Source organism: Chitinophaga jiangningensis, from assembly GCF_900142605.1.
GTDB classification, from domain to species: Bacteria; Bacteroidota; Bacteroidia; order Chitinophagales; family Chitinophagaceae; genus Chitinophaga; species Chitinophaga jiangningensis.
In genome coordinates this window covers 627,744-647,969 of the sequence record NZ_FRBL01000003.1, presented here as the reverse complement: position 1 = coordinate 647,969, position 20,226 = coordinate 627,744, and the positions used below count along the sequence as shown (strand labels likewise).

The window sequence follows — 20,226 nt, the reverse complement described above, 5'->3', positions numbered from 1 at the left end:
TACTCATTAAGTAATTGTTATTTCTTGCATAAAAATAGATAAAAACCTATGAATATTTTTGTATTACACATGTTTTTTTATCCACATAATAAAAAATAGTTTAAAATATTTTTACCTTACCTGGTTTCCGCCTCTTTTAACAGAACGTTCTCCCTTTTGTTCAAATTGTTATTATTTTTTAGTTACCATTGCAACTTATTCAATTTGACAATGAAGAAAATAGCCCTGTTGATACTGCTGCTGCCAGGAGTAGCCGGTATCCTGAAAGCCCAGCCTGGACCGCAATTTACCTGGAGTACCGACGGTAAAGCCTATTACGATATCAGGGAAGATGGCATCGCCTATGTTCCCTGCGACGGTACCAATCCTTCCATAAAAGTTTCCATGGAACTGCTCAAACCAGCCGGGGCCTTACAACCGCTGGAAATAAAATCTTTCCGTTTTTCGGACGACGAACAACAGCTACTCCTCTATACCAATACCCAGCGGGTATGGCGCTATGAAACCAAAGGCGACTACTGGCTGCTGGACCTTCGTACCAAAAAGTTGCGCCAGCTCGGCAAAACCTTGCCTGCGGCTTCTCTGATGTTTGCCAAAATATCACCAGACGGTAAATATGCAGCCTATGTGAGTCGCTCCAATCTCTACCTCGAAGACCTGGCAACCGGCATCATCAAACCGATGACTACCAACGGCAGCCGCCGTTTTATCAACGGTACCTTCGACTGGGTATATGAAGAAGAACTGGATTGCCGCGATGGCTTTCGCTGGAGTCCCGACAGTAAATCCATCGCCTACTGGCAGGTGGATGCTACTAAAACCCGCGACTTCCTCATGATCAATAACACGGATTCTATCTACTCCTTTACCATTCCGGTTGAATACCCCGTAGCCGGTCAGGATCCTTCTGCGGTGAAGGTAGGTGTGGTAAATATACAAACAGCACGCACCACGTGGATGAACGTGCCCGGTGATAACCGCCAGCATTACATTCCCCGCATGGAATGGATTCCAGGTACCAATGAGCTGATCATTCAGCAGCTGAACCGCCGCCAGAACGAAAGCAAGATCATGATTTGCCGCGCGGATAACGGCACCACCCGCACCATCTATACCGAAACGGATAAAGCCTGGATCGATGTAAAAAGTATGTGGGACGATAACGGTATTAAGGGCTGGGACTTCCTGCCCGATGGAAAATCCTTCCTATGGCTCAGTGAGCAGGATGGATGGCGTCACCTGTACCGCATTGCGCTGGCAGATGGTAAGTCCACACTGCTTACCCCGGGCAACTACGACGTAATGAAGCTGCTCCGTGCAGACCAGGGTACCGGTAAGATTTATTTCCATGCTTCCCCGTACAACCCTGTTCAGCAATACCTGTACAGCATACCGCTCAGCGGCGGTGATACCAGCCGCCTTACACCGCGTGAACTGGACGGTACCAACAAATATGAACTATCTCCGTACAGCCTGTGGACTGCACATTCCTTCTCCAGTTATAAACTGGTAAGGCCTGCTGCCGAATTCCTGAACCTGGCCGAAGCGCCTGTTTTAAAGTCTGCCATGGCCAATGCCCTGCAGCGTTTCTCCGGCAGAGGGAAAAATATGGAATATCTCCGCATTATTACCGCAGACGGTGTACCGATGGATGGCTATATGGTGAAACCTGATAACTTCGATCCTGCTAAAAAATACCCGGTCGTATTTAGTGTATACGGCGGCCCTGCCATGGCTATGACACTGGATAATTACTATACCGGCGAAGATCCGCTGTACAAAGGGAGCATGGCTGCTGACGGCTATGTGTATGTGTGCTTCGATAACAGGGGAACACCGCTGCCTAAAGGCCGGGAATGGCGTAAGAGTCTGTATGGGAAAATAGGGGTAATCGATACCCGCGATCAGGCACTCACCGCCCGCGCGATGTTCGAAAAATATCCGTTTATCGATTCCACCAGGTCCCTGATCTGGGGCTGGAGCGGCGGTGGTACTATGACGCTGAACATGCTGTGTCAGTATCCCGGCTTGTTTACAGCCGGAGTGGCAGTAGCACCCGTTACCAACCTCCTTACCTACGATAACATCTACCAGGAGCGTTACACCGGCTTACCACAGGAAGATATGGAGGCCTACAAAAAAGGTTCTCCCGTAACCTATGCGGCGCAAATGGAAGGTAAACTGCTGCTGATCCAGGGTACTGGCGACGATAACGTGCATTACCAGAATTCTGAAATGATGCTCAACGCCCTGATCCGCCACAATAAACAGTTTCAGTTTATGGCCTATCCTAACCGTACCCACAGTATTTCGGAAGGAGAGGGCACCAGCGAACACCTGTCCACGCTCTTTACTGATTTCATAAAATTACATTGTCCTCCTGGGGCACGGTAGGAAATAAGTGTTTATTCTTTACCTTCGCATCCCTAAAATTAGAGTTATGGCAAAAACCAGGATATTTGGCATTGTTGCATCGCTGGCAGTGATTATCTGTGCATTCCTGCCTTGGTCCGAAATTAACGACACTCACCTGACGCACCTGGTGTTTACAGGTGTAAACACGGCAGGCTCCAACTACGGAGAGCCCGGTAAATTGAATATTTTCCTGGCCACAGCAGCGCTGATCTTTTTTGCAATCCGTAAGAAATGGACGTTAAGGGTCAACCTGTTTATCTGCGGGTTTATGCTGGCGTGGACTTTCCGTAATGTGATGATTTTCGGAAGATGCGAGATAGGTATCTGTCCACAAACCCATCCCGCATTATATATTTCTCTGGCTGCAGCTATTGTGGCTTTTGTGTCTGTATTGCTGACACGCACCGATAAAAATTAGAATATTTTCTGGAGTATCCATGCTCCGCATAACACACCAGCGCCCATTAACCAATAACGTATGATGATTGGTAATGGGCGTTGTGCTGTAATCCTGGCTTTGAAAAAGCTGAAGGCAGTGAGCCCCAGGAAAACCAGCATCATGCTGGTTTTTGCAGCTGCCGGAAAATTTTCATTGGCGAGGTAGGGACATACTGATAGTGCACCGCCGCCAACAAAAAACAGGCCGGTCATAATCGCACTGCGGATGGCACGGCCACGGTTAAACGTAGTTTCCCGCACATTTTCCGCCACGAGTGTTTGTTCCCATAAGTCGGCATCCTTCTGCATTTCACCGGCAATATGCGCGATGGTGGCATCGTTGATATCAAGTTTTTCCAGCTTCCTTTTTTCTTCCGGCGTGAGCAGGGGAGTGTCGTGCTGCAGATCGCCCCTGTTGGCATGATACGCGCTGAATAGCACCAGCACTGCGCCGATGAGCCATATGGCCAGCTGAACATTATAAAAGGTTTGTACTGCAATGGTAAACCCCTGCATTACCTGGGTAGAAAAGAAGAGCAGAAATAATCCGTCAGGGAACCCAATTAATAAATCCGTTTTCCATCCGGAGCTGCGGATGGCTTTGTGGCTGCCCGCCATGTATTGAAATTTTCAGCGTATTGAAATCGTGTTATGAACGGTGGAAGGTGGCTTCCAGGCTGCGCTGGATAATAGCTACACAGTCCTTCACCTGTTCTGCGGTGATCAGCAGGGGCGGTGCAAAGCGGATCTTATCCCCATGGGTTGGTTTGGCCAGTAATCCGTTTTCTTTTAGGGAGAGACATAAGTCCCACGCCGCTTCGGGGTCATCGTGCTGCACCACGATTGCGTTGAGCAGGCCTTTCCCACGTACCGTTGTAATATAGGGCGATTGCAGATCCAGCAGGCCCTGACGAAGCAGCTGGCCCATGGCGGCTGCATTTTCAGCCATGTGTTCTGATTTCAGGACTTCCAGTGCGGTAATGGCTACTTTACAGGCCAGTGGATTGCCTCCGTAAGTGGAACCATGTTCGCCTGGTTTAATCGTCAGCATAATCTCATCGTCGGCCAATACGGCGCTCACCGGCAGCGTTCCGCCGGATAGTGCTTTTCCGAGAATCAGGATATCAGGATGTACATTTTCATGATCGCAGGCCAGCATTTTGCCGGTACGTGCCAGGCCGGTCTGGATTTCATCGGCGATAAACAGGACGTTGGCATCCCTGCAATACTGATAGGCTTTGGCCAGGTAACCTTCTTCAGGCACTACCACGCCGGCTTCGCCCTGGATAGGTTCCACCATAAAGCCCGCCACATTTTTATCCTGCAACGCCTGTTCCAGCGCAGGCAGGTTGTTGAACGGAATGATTTCATAGCCCGGCATGTATGGGCCGAAATTGTTTCGTGCATCCGGGTCCGTGCTGAAAGAAATAACGTTCAGCGTACGCCCGTGGAAGTTATGACCGCATACGATAATTTTTGCCTGGTTGGCAGTAATGCCCTTTACCTGGTAGCCCCAGCGGCGGCAGAGTTTTAATGCCGTTTCCACTGCTTCCACACCGGTATTCATCGGCAGCACCTTATCGTATCCGAAGTAGGTAGTAATGTATTGTGCGTATTCTCCCAGCAGGTCGCTGTGAAATGCACGGGAGGTCAGCGTCAGTTTCTGCGCCTGTTCGATCAGCGTTGCGATAATGGCGGGGTGACAATGTCCCTGGTTTACTGCGCTGTAACCAGAGAGAAAATCATAGTATCGTTTGCCATCTACATCCCACAGGAAAACCCCCTTGCCGCGATCCAAAACCACTGGCAGCGGGTGATAGTTATGTGCGCCATACTGTTCTTCCAGCTCCAGAAAATGTTGCGTTCTTTCGGTCATTGTATTTGTGGGTATCATGATGCAAAATTAATGTAATTATCCTTTTAATCGCTGTACCAGCGCTACATATTCCTTCATGGCATCCTCTTTGGATTTACCTTTCAGCTCTTCCCAGGCATTGTGCTTGGCTTTCGCTACAAAATCAAAAGGATTGGACGGACCTTCACCACTTACATCACCTTCCGTTGCCTGTTTGTATAAGGAATACAACTGCAACAGGATTTCGTTCGATGGCTTTTCTGCTAATGTTTTGCTGGCTGCTACTGCAGTTTCAAATTGTTGTGCGAGTTCCATAATCCGGTTTTTTTTATGAAGAAATAGGTGTTGTTTTACTAAGGTGCTAATAAATTAATCATTCACCAAATAAACCAACTTATTTTAATACCTTTGCGGGCTGAAATGGCCGGTACTAAATCGGATCGGACATTGGACCAGTAAATCATCATATGAAGAATATTCGCAATTTTTGTATCATTGCCCATATTGACCACGGTAAAAGTACCCTGGCTGACCGCTTATTGGAGTTTACCAAAACGATTTCTGACCGTGATATGCAGGCGCAGGTTTTGGACGACATGGACCTGGAACGTGAAAAAGGTATCACCATTAAGAGTCACGCCATCCAAATGAATTATACCGCCAAAAACGGTGAAAAATATACTTTCAACCTGATTGATACCCCCGGTCACGTAGACTTCTCCTATGAAGTTTCCCGCGCACTGGCCGCCTGTGAAGGTGCCCTGCTGCTCGTGGATGCTGCCCAGGGTATCCAGGCACAAACCATTTCCAACCTCTATCTGGCACTGGATAATGACCTCGAAATCATTCCGGTAATCAACAAAATTGACATGGCAGGCGCCATGATCGAGGAAGTGAAAGACCAGATTATCGAGCTCATCGGTGTGAAAGATGAAGATATTCTCCTGGCTTCCGGAAAAAGCGGTATCGGTATCGAGGAAATCCTCGAAGCCATCGTTACCCGCATCCCGGCGCCTAAAGGTGACCCTGAAGCACCACTCCAGGCCCTGATTTTTGACTCTGTATTTAACTCTTTCCGTGGTATCATTGCCTACTTCCGCGTATACAACGGCACCATCAAAAAAGGGGATAAAATCCAATTCGTAAATACCGGCGAAGAATATGAAGCCGACGAAGTAGGTATCCTCAAACTGGGCCTCGAACCCAAAAATGAAGTGCATACCGGCGACGTGGGTTACATCATCACCGGTATCAAAAACGCCAAAGAAGTAAAAGTAGGGGATACCATCACCAAGGCTTCCAACCCTTGCACGGAAGGTATCAAAGGCTTCCAGGAGGTAAAACCAATGGTATTTGCCGGTATCTTCCCGGTAGTTACGGAGGACTTCGAAGAGCTGCGCGATTGTATGGACAAACTGCAGCTGAACGATGCTTCCCTGACCTACGAACTGGAAACTTCCCAGGCACTCGGTTTCGGTTTCCGTTGCGGATTCCTTGGTATGCTCCACATGGAAATTATCCAGGAACGCCTCGAACGTGAGTTTAACCAAACCGTAATCACCACCGTTCCCAACGTAGGATTCATCGCTTACGACACCAAGGATACCACCAAACAGATCATCGTAAACAATCCGTCTGAAATGCCCGACCCTACCAAGATGTCGCGCATCGAAGAGCCATGGATCCGTGCTCAGATCATCACCAAACCGGATTATATCGGTAACATCATGACCCTTTGCCTGGGTAAACGTGGTCTTCTGCTCAACCAGAGCTACCTGACCACCACCCGCGTGGAACTCATGTTTGAACTGCCACTCACTGAAATCGTATTCGATTTCTATGATAAACTTAAAAGCCAGACTCGGGGTTACGCATCATTCGACTATTCGCCGATCGGCTTCCGTGAAAGCGATATCGTGAAAATGGATATCCTCCTCAATGGTGATAAAGTGGATGCCCTCAGCGCCCTGATTCACCGCAGCCGCGCACATGACTTTGGCCGTAAACTCTGCGAAAAACTGAAAGAACTGCTGCCACGCCAGCAATTCCTCATCGCCATCCAGGCCGCCGTAGGTGCTAAGATCGTAGCCCGCGAAAACATCTCCGCTATGCGTAAGGACGTTACCGCGAAGTGTTATGGCGGTGACATCTCCCGTAAACGCAAACTCCTGGAGAAACAAAAAGAAGGTAAAAAACGTATGCGCCAGATCGGAAACGTAGAAGTACCACAGGAAGCCTTCCTGGCCGTACTGAAACTGGATGATTAAGGTCTGCCAAACTATACTTAACGGAGGCTGTATCACACCCATGATACAGCCTTTTTTTATTCTGGTACCTGATGGCGTCAGGTAGTCTAATACCCCATTCTCAGGTTGCTCGTTTCACTTTTGTTACGTCCACCATTTTTTGCTGTATCCCGCTACAAAATTGTGGACGTAACCAACCCATTGTCCAACGGTTGTACATATCGCTACTCTCTTATGGAGCCTTTAGGTGCCGCGCGCCGCGCGGCTTACCCCCACTGGTGACACCGAAGGTGTCACCCACTTTATTTAATATAAATATAGATAAAGAGAGATGTAAAGAAATCCACTAATATCTCCCCCGTGAAATTATATAAATCATAGTTAAAGTTCTATAACAGTACCCCACTGTCTCTGACCGATCTTTGTATTGTTAATTCAAAACATATGCAAGCAACGGATCAGATTATAAAGAAGACATTTCCTATTACAGGCCTCAGCTGCGCCTCCTGCGCTGTTAGCGCCGAGTCAATGCTCAGCGCAACTCCCGGTGTGATCCACGTAGGCGTTAATTTCGCCAATGCCAGCGCAACGGTAGAATATGAACCCGATCAGGTAACTCCTCAACAACTGAAAGCCGCCATCCAGTCCATCGGCTACGACCTCGTTACCGACGAAAGCCCGGAAGCCGCAGAAGCCCTGGAAGACCTCCATCAGCAACAGTTCCGGACGCTCAGGAAAAAAGCGCTCTGGTCTATTATATTCTCTGTGCCACTGGTGATCATCGGTATGTTCTTCATGGATATTCCTTATGGTAACTATATTATGTGGGCGCTGTCCACCCCGGTAGTACTCGTTTTTGGCCGGCAATTCTTTGTAAACGCCTGGCGCCAGGCCAAACACCGCAACGCCAACATGGATACGCTGGTGGCCCTCAGTACCAGTATCGCCTATATTTTCAGTGTATTCAATACCTTATATCCTGAATACTGGCATAGCCGCGGACTACACGCCCACGTGTACTTTGAGGCCGCTGCCGTCGTGATCACCTTTATCCTGCTTGGCCGGCTCCTGGAAGAGAAAGCGAAGTCCAATACTTCCTCCGCCATCAAAAAACTGATTGGCCTGCAGCCTAAAACGGTGACGCTTATACGTAGTAACGACGAAACCATAGAAGTGCCGCTGGCACAGGTTCAGGTAGGTGACCTCCTGCTGGTTAAACCCGGTGAGAAAATTCCGGTAGATGGAATTGTAACCAGTGGCAGCTCTTATATTGATGAAAGCATGATCAGCGGAGAGCCGCTGCCAGTGCTGAAAGAAGCAGAAGCAGAAGTCTTTGCCGGCACCATCAACCAGAAAGGCGTGCTGCGTTTTAAAGCCACTAAAGTAGGAGGCGACACCATGCTCGCCCAGATCATTAAACTGGTGCAGGAAGCCCAGGGTAGTAAAGCCCCGGTGCAGCAGCTGGTAGATAAAATCGCAGGCATCTTTGTTCCGGTAGTAACGGGAATCGCTATACTGACCATGATTGTATGGGTAATCTTCGGCGGTGATAATGGCTTCACTCAGGGGCTCCTGGCCATGGTAACCGTACTGGTAATCGCCTGCCCTTGTGCACTCGGCCTGGCCACTCCCACCGCCATCATGGTAGGTGTAGGTAAAGGCGCCGAAAATGGCCTCCTCATCAAAGACGCGGAAAGCCTGGAACTGGCACATAAAGTGGATGCCATCGTACTCGACAAAACCGGTACCATCACCGCGGGCAAACCAGTAGTTACCGGCATCGAATGGGCAAACACCCAGGCCGCTGCACTGTCTGCCGTGCTCTATTCCATGGAGCAACAATCCGAACACCCGCTGGCTTCCGCCGTCGTAAAATATATGAATGCTGAAAAACCAGTGAACCTGGATCGCTTCGAAAGCGTGACTGGTAAAGGAGTAGAGGCCAGTTACAAAGGACAACGATACTTCATCGGCAGCCGCACCTACATCAACGAACAAAAGGTAACGGTACCGGCTACACTGGAAGGTAAATCCAACGCCTGGCTGGCTGATGCTGCCACCGTAATATGGTTTGCCAACCAAAAAGAAGCCCTCGCTGTTATAGCCATCATGGATCAGCTGAAAGATACCTCCGCTGCCGCTGTAGCACAGCTGCAACAAATGGGAGTAGCGGTGTACATGCTCACCGGTGATAACGCTCAAACAGCAAAGATCGTAGCGGATAAAACCGGTATCAAACACTATAAAGCCGGTGTGCTGCCTTCTGAAAAAGCAGCCTTCGTAAAAGAACTGCAGCAAAAAGGTCATATCGTAGCCATGGTGGGAGATGGGATTAACGACAGCCATGCACTGGCACAGGCAGATGTGAGCATCGCCATGGGACACGGTACAGATATCGCCATGGATGTAGCCAGGATGACCATCATTTCCTCTGACCTGCAGCAACTGCCAAAGGCAATACGGCTGTCCCGCCAAACCGTGAAACTGATCAGACAAAACCTTTTCTGGGCCTTTATCTACAACCTGATCGGTATACCACTGGCTGCCGGTGTACTGTATCCGATCAACGGATTTCAGCTCGACCCGATGATTGCCGGTGCAGCCATGGCACTCAGTTCAGTATCGGTAGTAAGTAACAGCCTGCGCTTAAAATGGAGTAAACTTTAATTCAACATAAAAACTTAAATAAACACTAATATGGAAACGTACAAATTCAAAACAAATATCAATTGCAGTGGTTGTGTAGCAGCCGTAACACCTCATCTCAATAAAACTGAAAATATCAGCCACTGGGAAGTAGATACAACAGATCCTGCGAAAGTACTCACCGTTAAAGCAGAAGAAACTGATGCCGCCACTATCGTGGAAATTGTAAAGAAAGCCGGTTTCACCGCTGAGAAAATTTAGTAGATCGATTGCTTCATAATAGAAGGAGGGAGAACGTGCGGGCAGCACTTCTCCCTTTCTTCGTTTAACCGCCACCGAAGCCCCGAAGGATTTGGCAGGATTAATGCCTATAATATTCCGTCCGCAGCGAACATCCCGGACCTATAATATGTTTTAATCCTAAAAAGCACAGCATGCGTAAATGGCTTCGGCTAACATTAATCATCCTGGGGGGCTTCCTCGTATTGATATTTTTACTGTTCCTCGGCCTGGCATTGTATATCAAGGCCAATAAGGCAGCCTTCCTCGACCAGGTAACCGCTCAGATTAATGATAAAATCGATGGTAAAGTCCTTATTGCCGACATGGAACCCAGTTTGATCAGGAACTTTCCCAATATCTCCCTCGGTCTTAAACAGGTGCAATTGCAGGACAGCCTGTATCCCGTTCATAAACGCCCGCTCCTGGATGTGCAGGAGGTGTATATTCGCCTCAATACGTGGTCAATCCTCCGCAAGCGCGTGGACGTGAAGGAAATCATCGTCGAAAACGGGACAATTTGTTTGTACACCGATTCCAGCGGGTATACCAATACCAGCATGCTCCAACGAAAATCTCCCTCCCCAAAGAAGAAATCCAAAGATGCCGACATTGGCCATCTCCTGTTACAAAATATCACCTTCATTATAGAAAATAAACAGAAGCTGAAGCACTTTGAACTGGAGGTGAAAAGCCTCTCCGGCAGAACCCGGAACCAGGGCGACAGCCTGAGAATAGCACTGAACATAAATATGATCAGTAAGCATTTCGAGTTTAATACAGACAAAGGCAGTTACCTGAAGGATAAGCCGATGGAGATGCCATTACATCTCACCTTTAACAAAAAATCAAAAGTACTGCTGGTACCGGAGCAAGAGATTAAGATCGATAACCAGCCCGTACTTATCGGTGGCCAGTTTGTATTTGCAGAAAAGCCGCCCGCTTTTTCACTTAAAATAACGGCCAACCAGGTGCTGCTAAAGGAAGCCGCTTCCTGGCTACCTCCCAATATTTCCACCAAGCTCAATGACATCGGGCTTGAAAAACCACTGGATGCCGTGGCTAACCTCGACGGACATATGAAATTCCGTGATACACCTCGGGTGGTCGTAAAATGGAAAACTGTCAATAACGCATTACATACTTCGCTGGGGCAATGGACCAACTGTAGTTTTACAGGTGATTTCAATAACCAGGTGTTACCAATAACAGATCATACAGATGCTAACTCCGCTGTGAATATTTTTAATCTCACAGCCTCATTTGGCGAAGTACCGGTAAAGGCGGATACCATTCGGGTGGTGAACCTGAAGCAGCCATTGCTTCGCGGGCACTTTCAGTCGTCGTTCCAGCTGGCAAAGCTAAACGGGGCGGAGGAGCTGCCGCTGGCATTTTCCGCAGGTAGTGCGGTGGCGGATCTGAATTATACCGGACCGTTGATGAAAAACGATCCTACACCTTCGGCATTGCTGGGCGTGGTGCAGGTCACCAATGCAGCTTTCAGCTATCAACCACGTGCCTTAAACTTTAAGAACTGTAATGCCACCCTCCGTTTTACAGGCCAGGATTTATTGCTGGAAAATATAAAGCTCCAATCAGGCAACAGCAGCCTGTTTATGAACGGGCAAATGAAGAATGTGTTGAACTTCTATTTCACAGCACCGGAAAAAATTGTGCTGGACTGGAATATTAAAAGTCCGCTGGTGGATCTGAATGAATTCAAATCCTACCTGAGTCCAAGGGTAAGTAAGAAGAAACAGGCGGCACACCGGAAGGCGAAACTGAGTCGCGTAGGTGCGCAGCTGGATGAAGTACTGGCAGCGAGTAACGTAAACATGAATGTGCAGCTGGACAAAACTACCTATAAGCATTTCACCGCGCAAAATGTAAAGGCGGTGCTGGCACTAACGGAGTCGGATATACTCTTAAACAATATCGGGTTGCAACTGGCAAGCGGCTCCCTGAATATGAAAGGAAAGGTGCATCAGCAGGGGAATAATAACTACTTTGATGTAGCCGCAGGATTTGTAAACGTGAATATGTCGCAGCTGTTTTATGCCTTTGATAACTTCGGTATGGAGGGCCTTACTTATAAAAATATTAAGGGGGTAGCTACGGTGCGAACCAATATGAAAGGGAATATCCTGGATAATGGCAGTTTGGCCAAACGTTCTCTCAATGGATCGATACAGCTGGCTATGAAGAAGGGAGCGATTGTGGATTTCGGGCCGCTGGCAGATATCGGCAATTTCGTATTCAAGAAGCGGCGGCTGGACAGTATTACTTTTGACAATCTGAATAATACGTTCCGTGTCGAAAATGGCAAGGTCATCATTCCACCTATGCGTATTGCTTCCAGTGCGGTAAATATTGATCTGCAGGGCGTTTATGGCCTTGGCGGCGGTACCAACATCCAGATGCAGATTCCGCTGCGTAATCCGAACAGGGATACGGCTGTTACGGATGAAGCGGAAAGATATCGCCGCAGCCGCAAGGGAATTATCCTCAACCTGCATGCCGTGGATGGCCCTGATGGTAAGGTGAAAATCAAAATGGGAAAAGGAAATGAGGACTAGCGCCAACAATTAATTATATTTATTGAAACATATTACCAGACTATGAAAGCGGTTGCAATAGAAAAATTTAAAGGTCTGCCTCAGGTGATGGACCTTCCTAAGCCAGCGGTGCGCAAAGGTGCGCTTGTAGTGAAAATGCAGGCGGCAGGCTTGAATCCTTTTGACTGGAAGATGATAGACGGCATCCTGGATGGGCAGATGAAGCACCAGTTTCCGATGATTATCGGGGTAGATGGCGCAGGCATTGTGGAAGAGGTAGGCGAGGGCGTAACGCGGTTTAAAAAAGGAGATCAGGTATACGGACAGTTTATCCATTCGCCGATAGGTGAAGGTAGCTTTGCAGAATATGTGGTAGTGCCGGAGAAAGCCAATATTACATTTGCACCACAGAAAGCAGAGCCGGCGCAGGCTGCAGCGATACCTACTTCCGGGATGACGGCCCAGCAGCTGGTGGAGCAATTACATCTACACAGGGGCGACTTATTACTGATATATGGCGCAACCGGTGGAGTAGGATCGTACGCGGTGCAGCTGGCTGCCTTGCAGGGCATAAAGGTGATTGCCACCGTGTCTGACGGTGCCGGTGCACAGCGCATGAAATCCCTTGGTGCTACAGTTACCATCAATTATGAGGACGCTCCGATATATGAGCAGGTGAAACAATTATACCCCGATGGTATTCATGGAATTATTGATTTGGTAAGCCAGGCGTCGGGCTTCAGCAAAAATCTGGACCTGCTCAAACCAGGTGGCAGCGCATATACTACCGTTTTTGTAGCCGATGAGCATGAGATCAGGGATAAAGGGCTCCATGGTGGAAATTTTGAAACGGTAAGCTCGCCAGAGGCATTGGATAAGCTCGCGCAAATCATTGATAGTGGAGAGTTGGTAATTCCGTTGGAAACCAAAATTACTTTGGAAGACGTGCCGGAGGCGATTGTAGCCAGCCGGCATGGGAGAGGGAAGGGGAAGACGGTGATACTAATCTCTTAGCCTATATCGCAATTAGGGCCGCCAGGTGGCAGCCCTAATTAGCAACTGCCGCGGGGGCAGTCATAAAAAATTATTTTACCGGAACGGTCGCTTTATACAATTCCGCACTACCATCCGTAGTAATCTGATACGTTGCTCCAAATGCTACAAACACACATTGTCCTTTACTGAGGGAAATCGTTTCTTCTCCTTTAATAGTTGCACTGCCACTCATCACAATGAGAATTTCTGGTGCATCCGCAGTATGCGTATAAGTTTGATTTGTTTTTACAGAGATGTGGCTCACCACGAAGTCAGGTGCCGGGGTAGGGTAAATTCTTTCCAGGCCATCCGCACTTAATTCACCAGCCAGCACTTTTGGATGTACTCCCTCAAAACGGGTGTGCTTCAATAGTTCCGGTACATCGATATGCTTAGGTGTAAGTCCCCCGCGCAGCACATTATCGGAATTAGCCATCAGTTCTACATTCTGGCCTTCGAGGTAGGCATGTGGAATGCCTGCATCCTGGAACACGGCCTGTCCGGGATGTACATGCATGATGTTGAAGAAATAGATAGAGAAGATACCACGGTCCAGTTTATCGGTGCCGGCAGGTTCATTCAAAACCGCACGGGCAGCCCAGAAAGCAGGATCCGATTTTTGCAGTTTACCGGCTTTATAGAGCGGGATGGCTCTTTCGGTGAGTGGACGCAGGAGGATGTTTACCATCTGCTGCGGCATTTCCATGACCGTTTTATATAAACCAAAATATCCTTCTGCTTCGTATATACCTACCAGTGAGGTGAATTCAGGGGTATCCTTTAACACCTGTTTGAGTGGTGCATCGGGGAGGAAACCGTGCAGCAGCCAGAATTCGCTGAGGGCCACCATTATTTCAGGTTTATGGTTGGCATCCTTATAATTTCTGTCAGGAGCGTTTAATGCGATGCCTGCTGCATTTTCGCGGGCAAAGCCTTTTTCAGCTTCTGCTTTGGTGGGGTGTACCTGGATGGAGAGCATGTCTTTCACGTCCAGGATTTTGAACAGATAAGGCAGTTGGCCGAATGTATCCCAGATTTGCTGACCAGTGGTAGCTGCCGGATTTTTTGCTATCAGGCTGTTTAATGCCACTGTACCTTCGTTGGTGGTGATGGCACTTGGGGCGCTTTCATGAGCACCCATCCAGTATTCCGCACTAGGTTTATCTGTAGCCGCGATTCCGAGCAGTGCAGGAATATAATCATGTCCGCCCCAGGCATAGTGTTGAACTTTTCCGTCCAGTCTGAATAGTTTCATATCGAGTAACTCGGTTTGTTAAGTTGAATGGCAAAAATAATAGAATTTATGAACACACGGGGGAAAACAGGCAAACAGGGAGAAGAGCTGGCGCAGGCATATGTGCGGCAGTATTGCAGCATCCTTGCTGTGAATTGGAAGTCGGGCAGGTATGAGCTGGACATTATCGCCGAAAAGAACGGGCAGTTGTTTTTTATAGAGGTGAAGACGCGGACTTCAGAAAAATTCGGTTACCCGGAGGAGGCGGTAAACTATAAAAAAGAAAATCACATACGCGCTGCAGCGGCAAGCTATATGGAAGTACATGACCTGGATCCGGTGTCTGTCCGTTTTGATATTATTGCTATTATTCTGCACGCGGACGGGAGTTATTCCCTTTGTCACCTGCGGGATGTTTGCTGAGCGGAATGAGGTTTCCGGAATCCTTGCTGGCAGGTTGTTTGCACGTTAACTAACACTTAACAAAAAACACACCTGTAATATTTAAATAATTCGATGGGGCATCATATCTTTGTTAGAGTAATCAAATAGGAATTAACCCTGATACCTTATTAATACTTGACAAGAGGCAACATTTTAATCGCGTTGTCTGCATTGCTTTCGTGAGTCATTGAAGGTCCGCTACAAGCGGGCCTTTTTATTTAATACCAGCCTGTTGACAGCCTAACCCTGGTTTTATTGTGCGGTTTCGAGGAGGCGTTCTTGGCCTGGTGCAGTTGTGGAGATCTTTACCGGTGGTAATTTTGGTGATCCGGTTGTGGGTGAGGGCGAAGCCCTCACCCACAACCGGCGTTTTACTTTCACCGAAGGTGAAAGTAAAACGCCGGAAAAACTATTTCCAGATACCAGTATAATTATGCGGCGTAATTGCCTTCAGTTCTTTTTTCAATGCAGCACTAATTTTCAGGCCGTCAATGAATTTATGCATGCTTTGTTTGGTGATAGCGCCACCACCGCGGGTGAGTGCTTTCAGCGCCTCATAAGGCTGCGGATAATTTTCGCGGCGCAGCACCGTTTGAATTGCTTCTGCCACTACAGCCCAGTTGTTTTCCAGATCGTCATGCAGCTTCGCTTCGTTGAGGATCAGTTTAGATAATCCTTTCTGAATGGATTTGGTAGCGAGGATGGTATGACCGAATGGAACGCCGAGATTACGCAATACAGTGGAATCTGTGAGATCGCGCTGCAGGCGGGAGATAGGCAGTTTCGCACTCAGGTGTTCGAACACGGCATTGGCGATACCCAGGTTACCTTCTGCATTTTCGAAATCGATAGGATTTACTTTATGCGGCATGGCGGAGGAGCCAACTTCATCTTTCTTGATTTTCTGCTTGAAATAATCCATGGAAATGTAAGTCCATATATCGCGGCAGAAATCTATCAGGATAGTATTGATACGTTTGAGTGTATCAAACTGGGCGGAGATATTGTCGTAATGCTCAATCTGGGTGGTATATTTCATCCTTTGCAGACCGAGGTTGTTGTTCACAAATTTCTCACCGAACTTTTCCCAGTTGATTTTAGGGAATGCTACGTAGTGGGCATTGAAATTACCGGTAGCACCGCCAAATTTTGCTGCAAAAGGAATATCACCCAGCAGTTTAATCTGGCCTTCCAGGCGTTCTACGAATACCAGGATCTCTTTGCCAAGGATGGTAGGAGAGGCAGGCTGACCGTGCGTACGTGCCAGCATAGGCACTTTCATCCAGTCTTTTGCCATTTTGGAGATTTCAAGCACCAGGTTGGCTAATGCCGGCATGTACACATGCTCAATGGCATCTTTCCAGAACAGGGGCGTAGCGGTGTTGTTCACATCCTGGGAGGTAAGCCCGAAGTGTACCCACTCCAGTTTATCTTCCAGGCCCAGGTTTTTAAGTTCATTTTTCAGGAAGTACTCAACTGCTTTCACGTCATGGTTAGTGATCTTCTCCGTGTCCTTGATAAGCTGTGCATGCTCGATCGTGAATTCCTGGTAGATCTTACGCAGAGCAGGCACTTTCGCCTTTGGCAGGGTAAATAATTTCTGCTCAGCGAGCGCAATAAAATATTCCACCTCTACCATCACACGGTAACGGATCAACGCAAATTCAGAGAAATAATTGGCCAGCTCGTCCAGTTGCTTGCGATAGCGCCCGTCCAGCGGAGAAATGGCAGTTAATGGTTGTAATTGCATAATTTAGTTACTTTTGCAGCTTCAAAATTACAGAAATTGGAACGGAAAGTAAAAGTAGCGGCAGTAAGTTATTTAAATACTAAGCCTTTATTGTATGGATTTAGGAATCATCCGGTGATGGAAAGGATGGAATTATCAATGGATTACCCGGCTAAGATCGCCCAGCAGCTGATAGATGGAGAGGTAGACGTGGCGTTGGTACCAGTGGCCATTATACCCAAATTAAAAGAGTATCATATCATAGCTGATTATTGCATCGGCGCAGAAGCACCAGTGGCCTCCGTGTGTCTCTACAGTGAAGTGCCTTTACATGATATAAAAAGAATATACCTGGACTATCAAAGCCGTACTTCTGTAGCCCTCCTCAAGGTGCTGGTACGCGAATACTGGAAGCTGGACGTGGAATTTGTGGCTACCACCGGCGACTACGAATCCAATATCAAAGGCACCGATGCGGGTTTGGTAATTGGTGACCGTGCGCTGAAGCAACGTAAAATTTCTCCTTTTATATACGACCTCGCTGAACACTGGATGCGCTTTACCAGCCTGCCATTCGTGTTTGCCGCATGGATTGCCAACAAGGAATTGCCGGCTGATTTTGTGGCCGAATTCAATAACGCAACTGGCATCGGCTTACAGAACATCCCTGCTGTAGTGGCGGAGAACCCATATGATGTGTATGACCTCACCACCTATTACGTGCAGAATATCAGTTATCCGCTCACTCCGGCCAAGCGCCAGGGTATGCAGAAGTTCCTGGGCTACCTGATGGCAGCGCAGCAAAGCTAAATCCCTTTTTCTTTTAGCCGGATTTGCTTAACTTCATAGTTCACCCAACATTTTTACGGGCTATGAAGATCGGCATACTGGGAAGTGGTCCGGTAGGACTCTCCCTCGGTAAAGGCCTCATTCAAACTGGGCACCATGTTACAGTCGGAACAAGAAATCCGGCCAGGGAAGCCTTGCAGCAATGGGCCAAGCAACAAGGCGAAAGAGTGGCTATCGGTACCTTTCGCCATGCCGCCGAATTCGGCGAAATGATCCTGATCTGCACCAGCTGGACAGGCACGCAAAAAGCAATCGAAGCAGCAGGCATCTGGAACTTTAAAGCCAAAACAGTAGTAGATGTTACCAACCCCGTGGATGGCAAAGGCCCCGATGAATACGGTCGCCTCACCCTCATGATTGGCCACAAACACTCTGCCGGCGAGCAAATCCAGGCCTGGCTGCCTCCCGATGCCAGCGTAGTAAAAGCCCTCAGCTGTATCGGCCACGAACACATGCTCCAACCCAACTTCGAAGAAGGGACCCCCACCATGTTTATTGCCGGCAACAATCCGGAAGCCAAGCAACTGGTCACAGAACTGCTTAAGGAAATGGGGTGGGACGATGTAGCCGATGTAGGCCGTATTGAAATGTCGCGCAACATTGAGCCCCTCTCCGTGCTATGGACCGCCTACGGCTTCCTCAACAACAGCCGCGGACATGCGTTTAAGCTTCTCAAAAAATAGCTGGTCAAGCCAGGTTAACCCTTTTGAGACCATGCGCCACAGCGTGTGAAAAGCCGTGCAGGCGCTCACCTTACAAAGCCTTTTTATAGGAAAAAATTTACATCTCCCCGTAAGAATAATTAATTGCACTTTTTAAGTGCCCCATTAATTGTTATTTTTGGCCCCTAAAACAGCGTGTTTTGAAAACCATACTAAACGGGAAACAATTGTCTATTACGATAGACCGGCTTTGTCACCAGTTGATAGAAAATCACCTGCAATTTGAGCAGACAGTGCTGATAGGGTTGCAGCCGCGCGGAATATTTCTTTCTGACAGGATTTATAATACCCTCCGCAAACTGCTTCCGGATGCTAAAATTCAGTACGGCAAACTGGATATTACCTTTTACCGAGATGACTTCAACAAAGGCAAAGGGTTACATGTTCCTAATGAAACGAGCATCGAATTTTCTATAGAAAACAAAAAAGTGATTCTGATTGATGATGTATTGTATACAGGTCGTACCATCCGCTCGGCCCTGGATGCCATGCTGGACTTCGGCCGCCCTGCTTCGGTAGAGCTGCTCACGCTGATCGACCGCCGATTCAGCCGCCAGCTGCCAATTCAGCCGGATTATACCGGCCGGACCATTGATGCATTTATCTCGCAAAAAGTTAAGGTATTGTGGGAAGAGAGAGATGGTAAAGACGAAGTTATTCTGGTTGATTAGCATTTCGGATTTTACAATTCAGGTTTCATCCTTTATATTTGCACATTAATGTCACTTTCTGTAAAACACTTACTCGGAATTCGCGATCTGCAGCGTCAGGATATAGAACTCATTTTTCAAACCGCCAGGGAGTTTAAAGAGGTTTTACAAAGACCCATCAAGAAAGTTCCTACGCTTCGCGATACCACTATCGTCAATGTATTTTTCGAGAATTCTACTCGCACAAGAATTTCATTTGAGCTTGCTGAAAAAAGACTCGGCGCAGATACCATCAACTTCTCTGCTTCGGGCTCTTCTGTATCCAAAGGCGAAACCCTGATCGATACAGTTAACAACATCCTGTCTATGAAAGTAGACATGGTGGTGATGCGCCATAGCGCCAGCGGAGCACCACATTTCCTGGCCAAGCACATCGATGTGCCTATCCTCAACGCTGGTGACGGGATCAACGAACATCCCACACAGGCGCTGTTGGACGCCTTCTCCATCAAAGAGAAACTCGGCAGCATCGAAGGGCGCAAAATCGCCATCTGTGGTGATATCATGCACTCACGTGTAGCCTTGTCCAACATCTATTGCCTGAAAAAACTGGGTGCAGAAGTTACCGTGGTAGGGCCGCCAACACTGATCCCGAAATACCTGGAATCAGCATTGGGCGTAAACGTTACCTACGATATCCGCGAAGCACTCCAATGGGCTGACGTGGCCAACGTACTCCGCATTCAGCTCGAACGCCAGAATACGCCACTGTTCTCCTCACTCAGGGAATACTCCATCGCATATGGTATCAATCGCAAACTACTCGACAGTCTGCAGAAGGATATCGTTATCATGCACCCGGGGCCTATCAACCGTGGCGTGGAACTCAGCTCTGATGTAGCGGATTCCGGACATTCCATCATCCTTGATCAGGTGGAAAACGGGGTAGCCGTGCGTATGGCAGCATTGTACCTGCTGGCAGGCAAGCAATCACAATAAATGTAAATACAGCTAATATAAGTGAGGCTGGTATCGCAGGATGCCAGCCTTTTTTTATTTGGAATACTACGATTTTTGCCCTGTGCATCCAGCTTCCAGCAACCTCCTGCAAAATCCGGGAGCTGTAGCC

General features: G+C 48.1%; 17 protein-coding genes. 12 read left to right on the top strand and 5 right to left on the bottom strand.

Annotated features, from left to right (window positions below; translation table 11 throughout):
• The first annotated feature begins 210 nt into the window (after positions 1 to 210).
• Together BUB18_RS10115 and BUB18_RS10110 are read left to right on the top strand one after the other, a co-directional pair.
• Positions 211 to 2,394 (top strand): S9 family peptidase, encoded by a 2,184-nt coding sequence (locus BUB18_RS10115; protein WP_073080357.1) that lies wholly within the window; start codon positions 211 to 213, stop codon positions 2,392 to 2,394.
• Between the two features lie 46 nt (positions 2,395 to 2,440).
• Positions 2,441 to 2,833, top strand: a complete 393-nt coding sequence (locus tag BUB18_RS10110) for a hypothetical protein (protein ID WP_073080355.1) — start codon at positions 2,441 to 2,443, stop codon at positions 2,831 to 2,833.
• On the opposite strand, the gene BUB18_RS10105 is transcribed toward BUB18_RS10110, so the two are convergent.
• From BUB18_RS10105 to BUB18_RS10095, 3 genes are read right to left on the bottom strand one after another with little or no spacing between them, the layout of a single operon-like run.
• Positions 2,830 to 3,471: a VIT1/CCC1 transporter family protein gene (locus BUB18_RS10105; RefSeq protein WP_073080353.1), complete on the bottom strand. Its 642-nt coding sequence runs from the start codon at positions 3,469 to 3,471 to the stop codon at positions 2,830 to 2,832. The genes BUB18_RS10110 and BUB18_RS10105 overlap by 4 nt on opposite strands.
• A 31-nt stretch (positions 3,472 to 3,502) precedes the next feature.
• On the bottom strand, positions 3,503 to 4,729 hold the full coding sequence (gene rocD, locus BUB18_RS10100) for an ornithine--oxo-acid transaminase (protein WP_245805643.1): 1,227 nt from the start codon (positions 4,727 to 4,729) through the stop codon (positions 3,503 to 3,505).
• Positions 4,730 to 4,765: 36 nt separating this feature from the next.
• Positions 4,766 to 5,023, bottom strand: a complete 258-nt coding sequence (locus tag BUB18_RS10095) for an acyl-CoA-binding protein (protein ID WP_073080350.1) — start codon at positions 5,021 to 5,023, stop codon at positions 4,766 to 4,768.
• A 152-nt stretch (positions 5,024 to 5,175) separates the two neighbouring features.
• On the opposite strand from BUB18_RS10095, the gene lepA reads away from it, so the two are divergent.
• The 5 genes from lepA (at position 5,176) to BUB18_RS10070 (ending at position 13,448) form a co-directional block, all read left to right on the top strand.
• Entirely contained in the window at positions 5,176 to 6,975 is a 1,800-nt protein-coding gene (lepA, locus tag BUB18_RS10090) for a translation elongation factor 4 (protein WP_073080349.1), read from the top strand.
• 423 nt (positions 6,976 to 7,398) lie between these two features.
• A complete protein-coding gene (locus BUB18_RS10085) occupies positions 7,399 to 9,621 on the top strand; it encodes a heavy metal translocating P-type ATPase (RefSeq protein ID WP_073080347.1) in 2,223 nt (740 codons plus the stop codon).
• Between the two features lie 30 nt (positions 9,622 to 9,651).
• Positions 9,652 to 9,861, top strand: a complete 210-nt coding sequence (locus tag BUB18_RS10080; RefSeq protein ID WP_073080346.1) for a heavy-metal-associated domain-containing protein — start codon at positions 9,652 to 9,654, stop codon at positions 9,859 to 9,861.
• A 173-nt stretch (positions 9,862 to 10,034) separates the two neighbouring features.
• Positions 10,035 to 12,455 carry an AsmA family protein gene (locus BUB18_RS10075; protein WP_073080344.1) on the top strand — a complete coding sequence of 807 codons (2,421 nt, stop codon included), beginning with the start codon at positions 10,035 to 10,037 and terminating at the stop codon, positions 12,453 to 12,455.
• A 42-nt stretch (positions 12,456 to 12,497) separates the two neighbouring features.
• Entirely contained in the window at positions 12,498 to 13,448 is a 951-nt protein-coding gene (locus BUB18_RS10070; RefSeq protein ID WP_073080342.1) for an NADP-dependent oxidoreductase, read from the top strand.
• A gap of 70 nt (positions 13,449 to 13,518) precedes the next feature.
• Here BUB18_RS10070 and manA read toward each other — a convergent pair whose 3' ends face one another.
• Positions 13,519 to 14,724 carry a mannose-6-phosphate isomerase, class I gene (manA, locus tag BUB18_RS10065; RefSeq protein WP_073080341.1) on the bottom strand — a complete coding sequence of 402 codons (1,206 nt, stop codon included), beginning with the start codon at positions 14,722 to 14,724 and terminating at the stop codon, positions 13,519 to 13,521.
• A gap of 48 nt (positions 14,725 to 14,772) precedes the next feature.
• Between manA and BUB18_RS10060 the strand changes: the two genes are divergently transcribed.
• Positions 14,773 to 15,126, top strand: coding sequence for a YraN family protein (locus BUB18_RS10060; RefSeq protein WP_073080339.1), 354 nt, complete (start codon positions 14,773 to 14,775; stop codon positions 15,124 to 15,126).
• Positions 15,127 to 15,556: 430 nt separating this feature from the next.
• On the opposite strand, the gene purB is transcribed toward BUB18_RS10060, so the two are convergent.
• Positions 15,557 to 16,897: an adenylosuccinate lyase gene (gene purB, locus BUB18_RS10055; RefSeq protein ID WP_073080338.1), complete on the bottom strand. Its 1,341-nt coding sequence runs from the start codon at positions 16,895 to 16,897 to the stop codon at positions 15,557 to 15,559.
• 36 nt (positions 16,898 to 16,933) lie between these two features.
• Between purB and BUB18_RS10050 the strand changes: the two genes are divergently transcribed.
• The 4 genes from BUB18_RS10050 to BUB18_RS10035 all read left to right on the top strand — a co-directional run bounded on the left by BUB18_RS10050 (position 16,934) and on the right by BUB18_RS10035 (position 20,096).
• Positions 16,934 to 17,686, top strand: a complete 753-nt coding sequence (locus BUB18_RS10050) for a menaquinone biosynthetic enzyme MqnA/MqnD family protein (protein WP_073080336.1) — start codon at positions 16,934 to 16,936, stop codon at positions 17,684 to 17,686.
• Between the two features lie 62 nt (positions 17,687 to 17,748).
• Entirely contained in the window at positions 17,749 to 18,408 is a 660-nt protein-coding gene (locus tag BUB18_RS10045; protein WP_073080334.1) for an NADPH-dependent F420 reductase, read from the top strand.
• Between the two features lie 179 nt (positions 18,409 to 18,587).
• Entirely contained in the window at positions 18,588 to 19,118 is a 531-nt protein-coding gene (pyrR, locus tag BUB18_RS10040) for a bifunctional pyr operon transcriptional regulator/uracil phosphoribosyltransferase PyrR (protein WP_073080332.1), read from the top strand.
• A gap of 48 nt (positions 19,119 to 19,166) precedes the next feature.
• Positions 19,167 to 20,096 (top strand): aspartate carbamoyltransferase catalytic subunit, encoded by a 930-nt coding sequence (locus BUB18_RS10035; RefSeq protein WP_073080330.1) that lies wholly within the window; start codon positions 19,167 to 19,169, stop codon positions 20,094 to 20,096.
• Positions 20,097 to 20,226: the final 130 nt, after the last annotated feature.

Excerpts from the sequence above, each read along its gene's own strand:
- BUB18_RS10075 (WP_073080344.1), top strand. The coding sequence starts at position 10,035 with ATGCGTAAATGGCTTCGGCTAACATTAATCATCCTGGGGGGCTTCCTC.
- BUB18_RS10060 (WP_073080339.1), top strand. The coding sequence starts at position 14,773 with ATGAACACACGGGGGAAAACAGGCAAACAGGGAGAAGAGCTGGCGCAG.
- BUB18_RS10105 (WP_073080353.1), bottom strand. The coding sequence starts at position 3,471 with ATGGCGGGCAGCCACAAAGCCATCCGCAGCTCCGGATGGAAAACGGAT.
- BUB18_RS10035 (WP_073080330.1), top strand. The coding sequence starts at position 19,167 with ATGTCACTTTCTGTAAAACACTTACTCGGAATTCGCGATCTGCAGCGT.
- rocD (WP_245805643.1), bottom strand. The coding sequence starts at position 4,729 with ATGACCGAAAGAACGCAACATTTTCTGGAGCTGGAAGAACAGTATGGC.
- BUB18_RS10085 (WP_073080347.1), top strand. The coding sequence starts at position 7,399 with ATGCAAGCAACGGATCAGATTATAAAGAAGACATTTCCTATTACAGGC.
- manA (WP_073080341.1), bottom strand. The coding sequence starts at position 14,724 with ATGAAACTATTCAGACTGGACGGAAAAGTTCAACACTATGCCTGGGGC.
- lepA (WP_073080349.1), top strand. The coding sequence starts at position 5,176 with ATGAAGAATATTCGCAATTTTTGTATCATTGCCCATATTGACCACGGT.
- BUB18_RS10080 (WP_073080346.1), top strand. The coding sequence starts at position 9,652 with ATGGAAACGTACAAATTCAAAACAAATATCAATTGCAGTGGTTGTGTA.
- BUB18_RS10045 (WP_073080334.1), top strand. The coding sequence starts at position 17,749 with ATGAAGATCGGCATACTGGGAAGTGGTCCGGTAGGACTCTCCCTCGGT.
- BUB18_RS10110 (WP_073080355.1), top strand. The coding sequence starts at position 2,441 with ATGGCAAAAACCAGGATATTTGGCATTGTTGCATCGCTGGCAGTGATT.
- BUB18_RS10115 (WP_073080357.1), top strand. The coding sequence starts at position 211 with ATGAAGAAAATAGCCCTGTTGATACTGCTGCTGCCAGGAGTAGCCGGT.
- purB (WP_073080338.1), bottom strand. The coding sequence starts at position 16,897 with ATGCAATTACAACCATTAACTGCCATTTCTCCGCTGGACGGGCGCTAT.
- BUB18_RS10095 (WP_073080350.1), bottom strand. The coding sequence starts at position 5,023 with ATGGAACTCGCACAACAATTTGAAACTGCAGTAGCAGCCAGCAAAACA.
- BUB18_RS10070 (WP_073080342.1), top strand. The coding sequence starts at position 12,498 with ATGAAAGCGGTTGCAATAGAAAAATTTAAAGGTCTGCCTCAGGTGATG.